This is a genomic window from Kitasatospora sp. NPDC101176 (assembly GCF_044768035.1).
In the GTDB taxonomy this organism is placed as follows: Bacteria; Actinomycetota; Actinomycetes; order Streptomycetales; family Streptomycetaceae; genus Kitasatospora.
This window is the reverse complement of record NZ_JBIWPA010000012.1, coordinates 28,229-43,716: the sequence shown is the minus strand read 5'-3', so window position 1 is coordinate 43,716 and position 15,488 is coordinate 28,229. Positions and strand designations below refer to the sequence as shown.

The window sequence follows — 15,488 nt, the reverse complement described above, 5'->3', positions numbered from 1 at the left end:
CGCCCGCGACCGGATCAGTCCCGCCGCACCCGGGTGCAGCGGGTCACGTACGGCAGGGCGATCTCCTCCCGGCCCGCCAGGTCGGGGTGCGTGGCGAGGAGCCGGTCGACGTCGGCCAGCAGACGCGCCCGCTCGTCCTCCGGCAGGGCGATGACGTAGCTGCGCGAGGCCACCATGGCGACGATCCCCTCCCGCGTGGTGACGTGCTCCCAGCGGATCTCCAGCCGCTCGGGCGCGCCGAACGGGGCGGGCAGCAGCGGCCGGGTGTCGATCTCCTGCCGCGCCGAACGGTGCATCAGCGCACCGAGTTCGGCCGCCCACGGCTCGGACTCGTCCCGGACGTTCCACACCAGGGCCAGCGTCCCGCCCGGCGCCAGCACCCGGGCGATCTCCGGCACCGCGACCGCCGGGTCGAACCAGTGCCAGGCCTGCGCCACCACCACGGCGTCCACGCTGCCGTCCGCCAGCGGGATGTGCTCCGCGGAGCCGGCCCGCACCGCCGCCCTCGGCACGGCCGCGGCCAGCTGCTCGCGCATCGCCGCGTCCGGCTCGACCGCCACCACGTCGAGCCCCGCCTCGACCAGCAGCCGCGTCAACTTGCCCGTCCCGGCGCCCAGATCGAGCACCCGCCGGGCCTCGCGCGGCACCGCCGAGCCGATCAGCGCCTGCGGGTAGCCGGGCCTGCCCTGCTGGTAGGCGTCCGCGGCGGCGCCGAAGGACCGCGCCCGCAGCCGGCCGGACCACCGCCGGGTCGCCCCCTGCCGGGTCATCCCGCAGGCCCGCCCGATCTCCTCCCAGGTCGCGGACCTCCCCCGGCGCAGCTCCGCCACCACCGCCGTACGCCGTTCCTCCAGGGCCGCCACCACCTCCGACAGCCGCCGCAACCCGTCCAGTCCGCCGTCCCCCACCACGTCGTCCGCGATGTGACGACCGAGATCATCCGTAGCCATGCCCGGCACCGTACGCACCGGGAGCCGGACACGTCAACACTCATTGCCCATGCAGGCAACAGACGTTGCTCTGACACGCCGGCCGCCGCACCGCCCCCCGCGAGGGTGATCGCTGCGGCCGGCGTTGACGAGGCGGGGCCGCCTTAGCACGAACTCGACTTTCCGGGGCGGGACTTGGCCGAGAATCCCTTCACATGAGCGAATCCCGGGCGGGTTCCCGGTATCGACGGGGCGAGGCGAGAAGCCTGGTGCCGGGACGGCGCCGACGATTGTTGCCACTGGTGTGCGAGATATCCGGCATGTCCGGCACGGCGGTACAAGTCAGCTCTACAGCAGTATTTCTGAGTTTCGATCAGGAATGTCCTGAACTTGGCTATGCTGCAGCACCACGTCACCGGCGCCGGACGCCGCCCCGTCCCCGTATCCCGCACCGTTCCGATCGTTGGAGGATGCCGAATGCTTCGAGCTGGATCATCACCCGCCAGACGGCCCGCCGCGCCGTTGCTCGGCTGGCTGCTCCCCACCGCCGTGATGGCGGCCGCCGTGGGGATCGCCGAGGCGGTGGTGACCGCCGGGGCCCGGGCCGCGGTGCTCTGGTGCGGGGCGACCGGCACCGTGCTGGTGGCGGTGGTGGCCGCCGAGTCGGCCCGTCGGGGGCGGGCACTGGCCGCGGCCCGGGAGCAGCACGCCCGTCAGGTCGGCGAGTTGCAGCAGCGGCTGGCCGGCCAGGAGGCCGAGGCGGTGCTGCTCGCGCGGGAGGGGCTGGCCCGGCTGGTGGCCGGCGCGCGGTACGGCACGGACAGCGACACCCTGCTCCGGCCGTACCGGAAGCCGGACTCCCCGATCGGCCCGACGTTCCGCGGCGCACTGGAGTCCGTGGCCCGCGGCGTCATCACCGCCGTCGACGACGAGGTGAGCCGGCGCGACTCCGCCGAGCGCGCCTTCGTCAACATCGCCCGCCGGGTGCAGGCGATCATCCACCGCCAGGCCAAGGACCTGCGCGAGATGGAGGACCGGCACGGCAACGACCCGGCGGTCTTCGACGACCTGCTGCGACTGGACCACGGCAACGCCCTCACCGGCCGCCTCGCCGACAGCATCGCCGTGCTCTCCGGCGCCCGGCCCGGCCGCCAGTGGACCAGGCCCGTCGCCCTGTACAGCGTGCTGCGCGGCGGCATGTCGCGCATCCTGGAGTACCAGCGGGTCGACCTGCACCCGGTGGCCCAGGTGTCGGTGATCGGCCCGGCCGTCGAGCCCCTGATCCACGCCGTCGCCGAACTGCTCGACAACGCCACCCGGTACTCCCCGCCGCACACCCACGTGCACCTGAGCGCCGCCGAGGTGCAGAGCGGCATAGCGATCGAGATCGAGGACGGCGGCCTCGGCCTCACCGACGAGGCCAGGCTCCGCGCCGAACGCAGCCTGCGCGAGGCCCAGGTCTCCAAGGACCTCGACGACCTGACGGAGTCCCCGCGGCTCGGCTTCGCGGTGGTCGGCCGGCTCTGCCAGGCGTACGGCTTCCAGATCTCGCTCCGCCGCTCGGCCTACGGCGGCGTGCGGATCGTCTTGGTGGTGCCGCAGGAGCTGGTCACCACCGCGCCGCCGACCGGGCGCGCACACGGCATCGGCGCGTTCTCCGGCCCCCGGCCGCTGCCCGCCAACCCGCCCAGGCCGGCCGCCCCGGAACGGCCCTGGGGAGCGCGGACGACGGTGGCCGGCGCCCCCGGGCCGTCCTTCGGCACCGCCGACCCGTGGGCTCCGAGCGGCTCGGCCGGGCCCGGATCCGGACCGGGCGCGGGGTCCGGCCACGGGGACGACGAGGTCGTGGTGACCGAGCGCACCGCCAACGGGCTGCCGCAGCGCCGGCGCCGGCCGCCCACCACCCGGGCGGCCTTCCCCGGCCCGGCCCGCACCACCGGGCAGCCCGTCGGCCCGACCGCGGGGCCGGCCGCGGGCCCCGCCCACCCGGCAGCGCGCCCCGTCAAGGAGCCGGTGCAGCCCGGCCTCTGGCTGGAGGCGTTCACCGAGGGGATCAACGGCAACGGACCGTCCGCCGGTCCGGCCGGTCAGACCACCGAACAGACGGCAGCGAAAGGCGAGCAGTGATTCCGCACCGCAGCAACATGGACTGGATCCTCCGGGATCTGGCACACAGCGTCCCGTGCGTCCGCCACATCGTCGTGCTGTCCGGCGACGGCCTCCGGATCGCCCAGCACGGCACCGACCCGGACACCGCCGACCGCCTCGCCGCCGCCTGCGCCGGACTGCAGAGCCTCGCCGGCGCGGTGGGGCAGGAGTTCCCGCACGGCGACGGCTCGATGCGGCTGGTGGTGATCGAGGTGGACGGCGGGTTCTTCTACCTGATGGCCGCCGCCTCCCGCGCCTACCTCGCCGTGCTCGCCGACGAGGGCGTCGACGCCGGGCTGGTCGGCCAGCAGATGCGCGACCTGGTGGCCCGGATCGGCGAGCACCTGGCCGCTCCCCCGCGCAACCCCGAGGCGGTCGCGTGAGGCGGCCGGACCGCGGCCCGCGCCCGGCGGGCCGCCGCCGCCCGGCCCCCGACCACCCCCGGACGGGCCCATGAACGACGACCCCGGGACGCGCACATGAACGAGCACAGTGAGGCGGGCACATGACGGCGGCCGACCAGGGCGACTGGGACGGCCCCGACCCCGAACGCCTGTACGTGATCACCCGCGGGCGCAGCGGCCCGTCCGGACCGGGCGTCTTCGACCTGGTCACCCTGATCGTCTCCCGCGCGGAGCCGACGCCCACCATGCAGCCGGAGCACGCGGCCATCCTGCGGCTGTGCCGCTCGCCGCTGTCGGTGGCGGAGGTCTCCGCCTACCTGGAGCTGCCCACCAGCGTGGTCACCGTGCTGCTGGCCGACCTGCTCGACGACGGGCGGATCGAGGCCCGCGCCGCCGTGCCCGCGGCCGAACTCCCCGACCGTGCCCTGTTGGAGGCGGTGATCCATGGACTTCAGAGGCTCTGAGACGGTGGCCGGACCGGCGACGGCCGACCTGCTGCCGGACTCCGTCACGATGGCGGTCAAGGTGGTGATCGTGGGCGGCTTCGGCGTCGGCAAGACGACGCTGGTCGGCTCGGTCAGCGAGATCCGCCCGCTGACCACCGAGGAGACGATGACCCAGGCCGGGGTCGGCGTGGACGACCCGACCGGGGTCGAGCGCAAGAACTCCACCACCGTGGCGATGGACTTCGGCCGGATCAGCATCAGCGACAAGCTCGTCCTCTACGTCTTCGGCACCCCCGGGCAGGAACGGTTCTGGTTCCTCTGGAACGGCCTGTTCGAGGGCGCCCTGGGCGCCGTGGTGCTGGTGGACACCCGCCGGCTCGAGGTCAGCTTCGAGGTGATCGGGCGCCTGGAGGACCGCGGCGTGCCCTTCGTGGTGGCCGTCAACGGCTTCCCGGAGGCCCCCTCGTACCCCCTCGACGAACTGCGGGGGGCCCTCGACCTGCCGCCCGAGGTGCCGATCATCGCCTGCGACGCGCGCAGCCGGGAGTCCGGCCGGGACACCCTGATGACCCTGATGCGCCACCTGTACGAACTCGCCGCCCCGCGCGCCCGGTGAGCCCGTGACCACCCTTCCCGACCCGAACCACCCCGGAGACCCCGTGACCACCCCGCTCCCCGACGACGCCGCCCCGACCCCGCCGCCCGGCTGCCCCGCCCACGCGCACGCCGTCGAACCGCTCGGCCCCGGCGGCGTGCGGCGCCTGTACGGGCCGGAGGCCGAGGCCGACCCGGCGGGGCTGTACGAGAAGCTGCGCGCCGAGCACGGCGAGGTCGCCCCCGTGCTGCTGCACGGCGACTTCCCGGCCTGGCTGATCCTGGGCCACGGCGCGAACATCACCGTGATGCGCTCGCCGTCCCTGTTCTCCCGGGACTCCCGCCTCTGGTCGTGCTTCCGCGACGGCGAGGTCCCGCCGACGTCCCCGCTGATGCCGGTGATCGCCTGGCAGCCCCTGTGCGTCTTCGCGGACGGCGAGGAACACCGGCGGCTGCGCGGTGCCGTCCTGGACGGCCTGAACCGCTTCGACCGGCGCGGGGTGCGCCGGCACGTCCGGCGGTTCACCACCGACCTGGTCCAGGTCGTCGGACCGACCGGCCGGGCCGAGCTGATCACCCAGTTCGCCGAGCACCTGCCGATGCTCGTGATGACCAAGCTGCTCGGCATGCCCGACGAGTACGGTCCGCAGCTGGTGGACGCCGCCCGGGACCTCATGAAGGGCACCGAGACGGCCATCGCCAGCAACGACTACGTGGTGGCGAGCCTGCAGCGGACGATCGAGGCCAAGCGCGCGGAGCCCGGCGCCGACCTGACCAGCTACCTGCTGGAGCACCCGGCCGGGCTGACCGAGCAGGAGGTGATGGAGCACCTGCGGGTGGTGCTGCTCGCCGCCAACGAGACCACCGTCAACCTGATCGCCGACTCGCTGAAGATGGTGCTCACCGACCCGCGCTTCCGCGCCCACCTCTCCGGCGGCCAGATGACCCTCGGCGAGGCGCTCGACCAGGTGCTCTGGGACTCCCCTCCGATGTCCCTGGTGGCGGGGCGCTGGGCGACGGCCGACACCGAGCTCGGCGGGCAGCGGATCCGGGCCGGGGACATGCTGCTGCTCGGCCTGGCGGCCGGCAACGTCGACCCGGTGGTCCGGCCCGACCCGACCACCCCGCTCTACGGCAACCGCTCCCACCTGTCCTTCGGTGCCGGGCCGCACGAGTGCCCCGGTCAGGACATCGGGCGCAACGTCGCCGAGGTCGGGATCGACATCCTGCTCACCCTCCTGCCCGACCTGCGGCTGGCCGTCGACGAGGCGGAGCTGTCCTGGAGCTCGGCCTGGATCTCCCGCCACCTGACCGCGCTGCCGGTGGAGTTCACCCCGCGCGAGATCGAGCCGGACCCGGAGTCGGTGGCGGCCGCCGAGGAGGCGGCCCGGGCCGAGGCGCAGGCAGCCCGGGTGGAGGCGCAGGCGGCGAGGGCCGCGAAGGCGGCGGCCGGCGCCGCGGTCACCTCGCCGGAGTCTCCCGCGGCGGGGCCCTCCGGGCCGGGGGCGGCCCCCGCCGCGGCCGCTCCTCCTGCCGCGGTGTCGGTTCCCCGGCAGCGGCGCAGCTGGTGGAGCGTGCTGACCGGGGTGTTCCGGCGCTGAGCCCCGGCTCGGCGGTGGTCCCGGCCCTCGGGTGGTCCCGGGCCGCACCCGCGTTCGTCGCGGGTGCGGCCCGGGGCTCGGTCCGTACCCCTGGCTGTGTCAACGGTGGTGACATAGGCTCCACGCCATGACCGAACGCGTAGTCCCCGAGCCCCAGCGACGGCGCCGCCGCCCCACCAAGCAGGGCGTGGTCCTCTCCCGGGAGCTCATCGTCGAGACGGCACTGCGGCTCGTCGGCCAGCACGGCGCCGAGGCGCTCACCGTCCGCCGGCTCGGGGCCGCCCTCGGCGCCGACCCGAGCGCCGTCTACCGCTACTTCCGCAGCACCGACGACCTGCTGCTGGCACTCGCCGACGAACTCATCGGCCGCGCCCAGCAGGGCTGGAAGGCCACCGGCGACTGGCGCGCCGACCTGCGCGCCATCGGTCTGCGCATCCACGCCGCCTACCAGGCGCACCCGCAGGCCGCCCTGCTCGCCGCCCACCGGACCACCGGCCGCGCCCACGAGATCGCCGCCGTCGAGGCCATCATCGGCACGCTGCGCCGGGCCGGCTTCCCCGACCCGGAGGCCGTGCGGATCTACCACGCCTTCGTCGACCAGAGCCTGGGCTTCGCGGCCCTCGACGCGGCCGCGCTGGCCCTGCCGCCCGCCGCCCAGAGCGCCGACCTGCGGGTCTGGCAGGCCTCCTACGCCCGGCTCGACGCCGCCACCCACCCGCACATCGCCGCCACCGCCGATCTGCTGACCGCCGACATGCACCGCAGCGGCTACCCGTTCGCCCTCGAGCTCCTCCTCGACGCCGCCGCCCTCCGCCTCCCGGCCGCCCCCTGAACCGCGGCTCCGGCCGGGGGGCGGCGACGGCCGGGCGGCACCGCGCCGGGCGTGCGTCGGCCCCGGCGGACGCGAGGTCCGCCGGGGCCGGGCGCAGGGGGGTCGGCCCGTCACGGGCCGGGTGGGGAGGCGACTCAGGGGCAGTGCTTCCAGGCCAGGTGGTAGATGGTGTTGATGTCGCCGTCGGTCGAGTCCATGGTCATGAAGCTGGTGGTGCGGGTCGGGTCCGAGCTGCCGGCGGCGACCCGCAGTTCGGTGTTGATGTTGAAGTTGCGCTGCTCGCCGCAGGGGGCGTAGACGAGGGCGGCGACGTCGACGGTGTCGGTGGCCTGCCAGCTGTCGTCCGTCGGGCCCCGGAAGGAGTGGTTCTGGGAGGTGGTCTGGGCCTGCCCCTGGAAGTAGTAGTTGGCGCGCTGGGTGCCGGTGGCGCCCGGCTCCAGGTGGGCGAAGCCGCGGTAGTCGGCGGAGGCGATCGCGTAGGTGAAGCCCTGCGGCACGTGCACGCGCAGGTTGAGCTGACAGTTCTTCCGGAAGTCGGTGGGCTTGGACCCGACGCCGACCTGGGCCAGGTAGCTGCTGTAGGTCACGGTGAAGGCGGTGTTGTCGGGCGATACGGCGATGGCGGTCGTGCCGACCGGGCAGCCGGAGCCGTTGACGGTGGCGACGTCGATGACGATGCGGTCCGGAGGAGTGGGCAGCGAGTCGACCCCGAAGGCCGGTGAGGTGAGGAGTGTTGCGACGATTCCGGTGGTTGCCAGGGCACGGAGCAGCATGGGCTTCCCCTTCGGTCGTCCACGGGGCCGGGGCCGGCGCGGTGCCGGTCCGGGCGCGACCCCGGATTTGACATGCATATGTCAGCACACCTGCCCGCCCGTGTACAGGGGGTGACCCAGCGTAGCGGAAGGCGTCGGCGGCGTGGGACTGCGCTCCCCCCGGGTGACCTGCGGGCGTGGGTCCGGCGGTGCGTCCACGATCGCTCGCATAGTCGAAGCGTCAGTCCTATCGTCCGATCGTGAGATGAGCCGAGGATGTCGCTGCCCCACCGCCGGACCGCCACCGCGGCCCTCGCCCTGCTCCTCGCCCTCCCGGGGTGCGGCGCACCGGACACCGCCCCGCCACCCGCCCCGGCCACCGGCACCGCGGCGGCGCCCTCCCCCACTCCCGCCGGACCACGGCCGTTCACCCTGCTCGCCACCGGCGACGTCCTGGCGCACACCGAGATCATCCAGCAGGCCAAGGAGGACGCCGGCGGCAACGGCTACGACTTCACCGCCATGCTCGCGGGCGTCGAACCGCTCGTCCGCGCCGCCGACCTCGCGATCTGCCACATGGAGACGGTCTACGGCGCCGACGGCGGGCCGTTCACCGGTTACCCCGCCTTCAAGACCCCTCCGCAGATCGCCCGGGCGCTCCGGGACGCCGGCTACGCCGCCTGCGATACCGCGTCCAACCACACGCTCGACGACGGGCCGAACGGCATCCGGCGCACCCTCGACGCCATGGACGCCGTCGGCCTGGCCCACACCGGCTCCGCCCGGACGGCCGAGGAGGCCGGCCGGCCCGCACTGCTACACGCCGGCGGCGCCACCGTCGCCCACCTCGCCTACACCTACGGCACCAACGGCATCCCGCTGCCCGCGGGCGAGCCCTGGGCGGTCAACCTGATCGACCGGGACCGCATCCTCGCCGACGCGCGGGCCGCCCGGGCCGCCGGCGCCGACCTGGTGGTGGTCAGCGTCCACTGGGGCACCGAGTGGCAGGACGCCCCGAACGAGCAACAGCTCACCCTCGCCAAGGAGCTGGCCGCCGGGCAGGGCCCCGGACGGCCCGACGTCGACCTGATCCTCGGCACCCACGCCCACATCCCGCAGGCCTACGAGAAGATCGGCGACACCTGGACCGTCTACGGGATGGGCGACCAGCTCGCCGGACACATGTTCACCTACGACGGCGCCGAGGACCCGCGCGGCAACTGGAGCTCCATGGCCCGCTTCACCGTCACCCCGCCCGCCGGGCCGGGGCTGCGCTGGACGGTCGGCCGCGCCGAGTTCGTCCCGCAGATCACCGACCTCGGGCCGCCCTACCGGGTGCGCGACCTCCGCGAGGCCGTCCGCAGCCACCCCGAACGCGCCGACTGGGCCCGGGCCCTGGACCACATCCGCTCGGTGGTGCTCAGCCGCGGAGCGGGCGCGGCGGGGCTCACCATGGCTCAGTGAGCGACCCGCCCGGGCGGCACCCGCTCCGCGGCCGGGCCGGCCAGGACGGTCCTACGGCTTGCGGCCGAGCCCCGCGTAGCAGGCGACCTCGTCGTCGGCGAGCGCCGGGCCGTCGCCGAGCTCCGGGTGCCAGCGGTTGACCAGCGCGACGCCGGGCTCGTCCAGCTCCAGACCGGTGAAGAAGCGCTCCACGGAGGCGCGCGGGCGCAGGTGGTTCTCTATCCCCGCCGCCGAGTAGCGGCGCGACCCCACCCCCACCCGCTCGGGCATCGTGTCGGCGGTGCCGGCGGTCAGCGCGAGGAAGCTGCCGGAGGGCAGCGCGTCCAGCAGCTTGCGGACGGGCGGGTGCGCGGCCTCGTCGGAGAGGAAGTGCACGATGTTGATCAGCGTCAGCGCGATCGGCTGGTCGAAGTCCAGGGTGGCGGCCACCGCCGGGTCGCCGAGGAACCTGCCGGGCTCGCGCAGGTCCCCCTCGACGTAGGCGGTACGGCCCTCGGGGCTGCTGGTGAGCAGCGCGCGCGAGTGGGCCAGCACGATCGGGTCGTTGTCGACGTAGACCACCCGGCAGGACGGGTCGACGGCCTGGACGACCTCGTGCAGGTTGGGCGCGATGGGGATGCCGGTGCCGACGTCCAGGAACTGGCGGACGCCGTGCACCTCGGCCAGCCGGCGGACCATCCGGTGCATCACGGCGCGGGCCGCGGCGGTGGCGGCGCGCGAGCCCGGCCACTCGGAGAGGATGCCGTCGCCGACCGCGCGGTCCACCGGGAAGTTGGTCTTCCCGCCCAGCAGGTAGTCGTAGACCCGGGCCGGGTGGGCGCGGTCGGTGTGCAGGTCGACCTGCGGCGGCGCCTCCTCGAACCGGGTCCCGCTCAGCCAGTCGTCCGGTCCGTTGCTCTCCATGCCCTGCCCTCCCAGTACTTCGTCCGCTGCCCACTCAACCACAGAACATGATCGAACGTCAGCCGCTTTCGGACGGCACTTGACCGTCGAGTGACTGAACACCCGGTTCCCCCACGGCGGCAGCGAAGGACGGCACCCGCAGCGCGGTGACCAGACCGAGCGCCGGGCCGGCCGTGCAGAGGGTCACGTAGCCGGGGATCAGACCCAGGTGGTGGTGGTCGCGCAGCCACTCGGCGAGCAGCGGGAACGTCCCGCCGAACGCGGCGATCGTGGTCGCGTTGACCACGCCGAGGCCGAGCGCCCTGACCTCGGTGGGGAAGAGCAGCCCGGTGAAGACGTTGAGCGTGCCCAGCACGGTGGCCACCAGCATCCCCAGCAGCACCGCGACGGCCTGGAACGGCAGCCAGCCCTGGCGCAGCGCGGTGAGCAGCAGCGGCACCAGCAGCACCGGCAGGGCGAAGCCCACCCGGGCGACCGGCAGCAGGCCGATCCGGTCGGCGGCCGCGCCGGTGAGCAGCATGGTGGCCAGCACCACCGCGAGCACCACCGTCATGAAGGAGGTCGCCTCCTCCTTGTCGACCACCCCGTAGGCGGCCGCGTACTGCGGCAGGTAGACCAGGGCGAAGTAGTAACCGACCGTCCCGCCGAGGGTGTTGAGGAAGACGGTGAGCACCGCCCGGCGGTGGTCGCGGAGCACCCGCGCGAACGGCGGGGGCCCGGCCGGCCCCCGGGCCCGGCCCCGGTCGGCCTTTCCCCGCTCCCTGCGGGCCCGGTGGAACTCCGCGCTCTCCGGGGCCGCCCGCCGCACCCAGACCGCGGCCAGCCCGAGCAGCGCCGCGACCACGAACGCCCAGCGCCAACCGCCGTGGGTGACACCGTCCTTGCCGAGGGTGTGCAGCAGCAGCGCGAGCACGCCGTAGGAGAGCAGCGAGCCCAGGATGATCCCGCCGTAGGACACCGAGCTGAAGGCGAAGCGGTGCCGGGGCGGGGCCGTCTCGGTCACGTACGCGGCGACGCTGGGCGCCTCCCCGCCGAAGGCCAGGCCCTGCACCACCCGGGCCGCGACGGCCAGGACGGCCGCCCAGGCGCCGATCGACCGCTGGTCCGGCACCAGGGCGATGCCGAGACTGGCCGCGGCGATCACCGACATCCCGAGGGTGAGCGCGAAGCGCCGCCCCCGGGTGTCACTGAGCCGCCCGATCAGGTACGAGCCGACCGGCCGGGCGACGAACCCGACCGCGAAGCCCGCGTAGGCGCCGAGCAGCCCGCCGAGTCCGCCCTTGCCGTGGCCGAAGAGGTCCGCCGCGAAGTACGGGGCGAGGACGGCGTAGACGTTCCAGTCGAAGGACTCGACCACCGAGCCGACCGTCGCCGCGGCCAACTCCCTTCGCCGCCGCCCGGTTTCGGGGCCCTCGCCCGACGGGATGGTTCCGGTCCGATCTGTCATGGCCCCAGCATGGCAGCCGCGCCGCTCCCGTGGGGCCGGATCCGGCCCGCCCCGCGCGGGGCGGTTCGGGCGGGCCCGCGGAGCCGTCGGCGCTTCGGACACGACGTACCGATGTGACGCGTGTGACGGTGCGGTGATATCTGTGTGCGGTGCATTCGACGATCACCGGGATATCCCGGCGCGCCCTGCCCGCCGTCATCGCCGCCGCCCTGCTGGCCGGCTGCAGCGGCGGCGGCGCGACCACCGCGGCGCCCACCGCCACCACGGCCGGCGCCACCCCCGCCCAGAGCACCACCCCGGCGCCCGCCCCGACGCCCACGGTCAAGCCGACCGGCGCCGACGACCCGGCGCTCAAACCGTTCTACGGCCAGCAGATCGCCTGGGCGCCGTGCCCGGACGACCCGGCGACCGAGAAGGTCGACGAGTCCGTCGAGCAGTGCGCCACCCTCAAGGTCCCGCTCGACTACGGCCACCCGGCCGCCGACACCCTCGACGTCGCCGTCGTCCGCAACCCCGCCGCCAAGCCCGACCAGCGGGTCGGCTCCCTGCTGGTCAACCCCGGCGGCCCGGGCGGCTCCGGAGTGCGGATGGTCAAGGGCGACCCCAAGGGCTTCGACGGCCCCCTGCACGACCGGTTCGACGTCATCGGCTTCGACCCGCGCGGCGTCGGCGGCACCGACCCGCTCAAGTGCCTCGACGACCAGGCCAGGGACGGCTGGGTCACCACCGACGAGCCGGGCGCCGACCACGGCAAGCAGCTCGCCGACGCCTGCCAGGCCAAGTACGCGAAGGTCCTGCCCTTCGTCAGCACCCGCGACACCGCCCGCGACATGGACGTGCTGCGCGCCGCCGTCGGCGACCGGAAGCTCAACTACCTCGGCATGTCCTACGGCACCTACCTCGGCTCGCTCTACGCCGAGGAGTTCCCCGACCGGGTCGGCCGGCTCGTCCTGGACGGCGCCACCTCCCCGTCCGCCACCCTGGTGCAGCACAACATCGAGCAGCAGGCCGGCTTCGAACGCGCCCTCAAGGCCTTCGCCGCCGACTGCGCCGGCAAGGACCCGTGCCCGCTCGGCAAGAACGCCGACAAGGCCCCCCAGAAGCTCGCCGACTTCCTCGACGGCCTCAAGGACAAGCCGCTCACCACCTCCAAGGGCCGCACCGTCACCGCCACCGCGGCCTGGACCGGCGTGATCAGCCGGCTCTACGGCGGCGAGCAGGCCTGGGCCGACCTGCGCAACGTCCTGGGCTGGGCCATGGTGCGCGGCAAGGGCGACTACCTGCTCGACCTCGCCGACGGCTACAACGGCCGCGACAAGGACGGACACTTCGGCGCCTCCGCCGACGCCTACACCGCCATCCACTGCGCCGACGGCGCCACCGACGCGCCCACCGGCGAGCAGCTCCAGGCCGCGCTCACCGACCTCGCCGCCAAGGCCCCGCTGGTCAGCAAGCACGACCCGACGGCCGCGCTGTTCGACCCGGACTGCCGGATCTGGCCGTTCCGCGCGACCGAGAAGCCGCACGTCATCAAGTCCACCGCCGCCGCGCCCATCGTCGTGGTCGGCACCACCGGCGACCCGGCCACCCCGTACGCCTGGGCCGAGAAGCTGACCTCCGAACTCGGCAACGCCGTCCTGCTCACCCGCGACGGCGAGGGGCACACCGCCTACGGCGCCAGCTCCTGCATCCGCGGCGCCGTCGACACCTTCCTGGTGGACGGGACCGTCCCGGCCGCCGGGACGCACTGCGCGACGGACTGACACCGCACGGCTCCCCGGCCCCGCCGCCCGCCCCGGAACCCCGGGCCCGGGCCGCGGGGCCTTCCGCCACCGCGCCGGGCGCCCCACCGGCTCCCGGACGACTCAGCGCCCGCGGTCCCCCACCGCCGGTTCGAGCAGCGACAGCGTCCGCTGCCGCGTGTCGCCCCGGGTCAGCACACCGAGCTGCCCGGGTGGTGGACGAAGCGGTAGGTCTCGCGGTCGAGTTCGGTGACCTCCACGCCGATCGCGGCGGGGACGGTGACGCGGGCCCGGACGGCGGCGAGCACCCGGGCCGTCAGTTCGGCGCGCTGTGCGGCGCTGCGGCCGGCCAGGATCTTGATCTCCACCAGCACAACCGCGTGCCCGCCCGTCCCGTCGCCGACGGAGGTGAGCCCGGCCGGGCGGAAGAGGGTCTTGCAGTCGGCGACGGTGGTGTCGATCACTTCGGTGATCAGCCGGTGGACCTCCTGCGCGAAGGCCTCGCGGTCGAGGTCGAGACCGGCCGAGTGGTCGACCAGGATCTGTGGCACGGGTGGCTCCCGGGGGGGGCGGAGCCCACGACGGGCTCGGTCGGAGGGTACGGCGGCGCCCGGACCGGTCGGGACCGGTCCGGGGCGCCGCGGTGACGCTACCGCGCACCGCCGCCGGGCCGAACGGCGGGGCTCACGGTGCGGTGTGACACGGCATCGACGGCTGTCCGGAGGGTGTCCGCACCGGCCCCCGGCCCTGCGGACCAGGGGCTCGCCCGACGTCAGCCGACGGAGGTACCACCGGTCCGCGCCTCGACCTGCGGCCCGGCCGCGGCCCCTCGGGCGCCGAGCGCCAGGCGCAGGCCGCCGGCGATCAGCAGCAGACCGCCGTAGGCGCCGATCTCGATCTGCAGCAGCGGCGAGGGGTGGTAGGCGAGGACGTTGGAGAACCAGGGCAGCGTGGCCAGGAACGCGCCGGCGACGGCCGCGGGCGCCGACCGGAGCCGGGCCAGCGAGACCAGGATCACCACGGCCATCACGATGACGGGCCACGGCGTGCGGTCGGAGGGGACGATCCCCGGCACCCCCAGGCTCCAGGCCACCGGTGGCAGCACGATCCCGGCCGCCGTGGCCAGCATGGCCCACTGACTGCGGCGCGAGGTCGGCGGCAGGTCGGGCGGGGCGCTCAGCAGCAGGAGGGAGACCAGCGCCAGGAACGGGATCCCCGCCGGTGCGAACGACGGGCCCAGGGCGATCGTCGTCACCAGGAGGGACAGCGTGCTGCCGACGAGCGCCAACGGCCTCGCCCAGGTCCAGCGTCCGGCGACGGCGCAGAGCAGGCCGAGCGCGGGCAGCGCGTTGAGGACGAGGCCGTAGGGCCACAGCGCGCGCGACTCGGGGGTGAAGATGGTCGGGACGAGGCCGAGCACGGCCGAGGCCGCGACGCCGACCAGCGCGTACGGTGCGGCGGCGGCCAGGGCCCGGCCCGCGGCGGTGGTGGACGAGATCCCCAGCCGGATGCGGACCGCGTGCCCGAACAGGTCGAGGTCCTCCCTCGCCCGCGCGACCCGGCCGACGGCCGCTGCCCGGGCCTCGCCGTGCAGGGCCGCGATCTCCTCGCCGTGCTGCTGCCAGTACCCGGCGGGGTAGATGCGCAGCAGGCCGCGGGGGGCCGGCGGCGCCGGCTCGGAGGGTCCGGTCACCGCCGGGCCCGGTCGTCCCGGCTCTCCGGGCACGGCCGGGGGCACGGCGGGGTGGTGTGGGTTCACGCGAAGGAGTCCTTCCAGGTCGGCGTGACGGCGTCGGCCAGGCGGCGTTCGACTTCCGCGGCGGCGGCGCGAAGTCGCTCGGCCTCTTCGACGAGCACCGCCCGCCCCTGCCCGGTCAGGCGGTAGCTGCGGCGGAGCCTGCCCGCGACGGTCTCCTCGCCGTGCACCTCGATGAGGCTTTCCAGGACCAGGCGTTCCAGGGCGCTGTAGAGCGTGCCGGTGCGCAGGCGCACCCGCCCCCGGGAGATCGCGAGGACTTCCTGGACGATGGCGTACCCGTGCCGCGGCCGGTCGGCCAGCACCGTCAGCATGAGCAGGGTCGGTTCCTGCAGTGCTCGCTGCGTCATGACCCGAAGGATAGGTAGATCATCGGCCTATCCACAACCCCGCTGGTCGAACGGGGTTTCCTCGGGCGTCATGTGACGGCGGCTCACCCGGACGTCCACCGAGGGGGCACGGCCGGCCGG

Annotated in this window: 15 protein-coding genes; 8 read left to right on the top strand and 7 right to left on the bottom strand. The window is 74.7% G+C overall.

Annotated elements, in window-relative coordinates; genetic code table 11:
• Positions 1 to 14 precede the first annotated feature (14 nt).
• On the bottom strand, positions 15 to 950 hold the full coding sequence (locus tag ACIRS1_RS18630) for a class I SAM-dependent methyltransferase (protein WP_402840882.1): 936 nt from the start codon (positions 948 to 950) through the stop codon (positions 15 to 17).
• Positions 951 to 1,406: 456 nt separating this feature from the next.
• On the opposite strand from ACIRS1_RS18630, the gene ACIRS1_RS18625 reads away from it, so the two are divergent.
• The 6 genes from ACIRS1_RS18625 to ACIRS1_RS18600 all read left to right on the top strand — a co-directional run bounded on the left by ACIRS1_RS18625 (position 1,407) and on the right by ACIRS1_RS18600 (position 6,954).
• Positions 1,407 to 3,056: a sensor histidine kinase gene (locus ACIRS1_RS18625; RefSeq protein WP_402840879.1), complete on the top strand. Its 1,650-nt coding sequence runs from the start codon at positions 1,407 to 1,409 to the stop codon at positions 3,054 to 3,056.
• 17 nt (positions 3,057 to 3,073) lie between these two features.
• Complete coding sequence (locus ACIRS1_RS18620; RefSeq protein WP_360215529.1) at positions 3,074 to 3,460, top strand: roadblock/LC7 domain-containing protein; 387 nt, start codon at positions 3,074 to 3,076, stop codon at positions 3,458 to 3,460.
• A gap of 122 nt (positions 3,461 to 3,582) precedes the next feature.
• A complete protein-coding gene (locus tag ACIRS1_RS18615; RefSeq protein WP_360215532.1) occupies positions 3,583 to 3,945 on the top strand; it encodes a DUF742 domain-containing protein in 363 nt (120 codons plus the stop codon).
• The gene (locus ACIRS1_RS18610) at positions 3,926 to 4,543 is read left to right on the top strand and encodes a GTP-binding protein (protein WP_402840874.1); all 618 of its coding nucleotides are present in this window, start codon (positions 3,926 to 3,928) and stop codon (positions 4,541 to 4,543) included. The genes ACIRS1_RS18615 and ACIRS1_RS18610 overlap by 20 nt, the downstream gene beginning before the upstream one ends.
• Before the next feature lie 43 nt (positions 4,544 to 4,586).
• Positions 4,587 to 6,122 carry a cytochrome P450 gene (locus ACIRS1_RS18605; RefSeq protein ID WP_402840871.1) on the top strand — a complete coding sequence of 512 codons (1,536 nt, stop codon included), beginning with the start codon at positions 4,587 to 4,589 and terminating at the stop codon, positions 6,120 to 6,122.
• 127 nt (positions 6,123 to 6,249) lie between these two features.
• Complete coding sequence (locus ACIRS1_RS18600) at positions 6,250 to 6,954, top strand: TetR/AcrR family transcriptional regulator (RefSeq protein ID WP_402840868.1); 705 nt, start codon at positions 6,250 to 6,252, stop codon at positions 6,952 to 6,954.
• Between the two features lie 134 nt (positions 6,955 to 7,088).
• Here ACIRS1_RS18600 and ACIRS1_RS18595 read toward each other — a convergent pair whose 3' ends face one another.
• A complete protein-coding gene (locus tag ACIRS1_RS18595; RefSeq protein WP_402840866.1) occupies positions 7,089 to 7,727 on the bottom strand; it encodes a DUF4360 domain-containing protein in 639 nt (212 codons plus the stop codon).
• A gap of 255 nt (positions 7,728 to 7,982) precedes the next feature.
• Here ACIRS1_RS18595 and ACIRS1_RS18590 point away from each other — a divergent pair, with 255 nt between their 5' ends.
• Positions 7,983 to 9,170, top strand: coding sequence for a CapA family protein (locus tag ACIRS1_RS18590; RefSeq protein ID WP_402840863.1), 1,188 nt, complete (start codon positions 7,983 to 7,985; stop codon positions 9,168 to 9,170).
• A 51-nt stretch (positions 9,171 to 9,221) separates the two neighbouring features.
• Here ACIRS1_RS18590 and ACIRS1_RS18585 read toward each other — a convergent pair whose 3' ends face one another.
• The gene (locus ACIRS1_RS18585; RefSeq protein WP_360215553.1) at positions 9,222 to 10,073 is read right to left on the bottom strand and encodes an SAM-dependent methyltransferase; all 852 of its coding nucleotides are present in this window, start codon (positions 10,071 to 10,073) and stop codon (positions 9,222 to 9,224) included.
• A 58-nt stretch (positions 10,074 to 10,131) separates the two neighbouring features.
• Complete coding sequence (locus ACIRS1_RS18580; protein ID WP_402840861.1) at positions 10,132 to 11,520, bottom strand: MFS transporter; 1,389 nt, start codon at positions 11,518 to 11,520, stop codon at positions 10,132 to 10,134.
• Between the two features lie 149 nt (positions 11,521 to 11,669).
• Here ACIRS1_RS18580 and ACIRS1_RS18575 point away from each other — a divergent pair, with 149 nt between their 5' ends.
• A complete protein-coding gene (locus ACIRS1_RS18575) occupies positions 11,670 to 13,283 on the top strand; it encodes an alpha/beta hydrolase (RefSeq protein WP_402840858.1) in 1,614 nt (537 codons plus the stop codon).
• A 170-nt stretch (positions 13,284 to 13,453) separates the two neighbouring features.
• On the opposite strand, the gene ACIRS1_RS18570 is transcribed toward ACIRS1_RS18575, so the two are convergent.
• From ACIRS1_RS18570 to ACIRS1_RS18560, 3 genes are all read right to left on the bottom strand, one after another.
• Positions 13,454 to 13,813 (bottom strand): 5-carboxymethyl-2-hydroxymuconate Delta-isomerase, encoded by a 360-nt coding sequence (locus ACIRS1_RS18570; protein WP_402840856.1) that lies wholly within the window; start codon positions 13,811 to 13,813, stop codon positions 13,454 to 13,456.
• 221 nt (positions 13,814 to 14,034) lie between these two features.
• On the bottom strand, positions 14,035 to 14,955 hold the full coding sequence (locus ACIRS1_RS18565) for a hypothetical protein (protein WP_402840853.1): 921 nt from the start codon (positions 14,953 to 14,955) through the stop codon (positions 14,035 to 14,037).
• Positions 14,956 to 15,017: 62 nt separating this feature from the next.
• Positions 15,018 to 15,368, bottom strand: a complete 351-nt coding sequence (locus ACIRS1_RS18560) for a PadR family transcriptional regulator (RefSeq protein WP_402840850.1) — start codon at positions 15,366 to 15,368, stop codon at positions 15,018 to 15,020.
• Between the last annotated feature and the right edge of the window lie 120 nt (positions 15,369 to 15,488).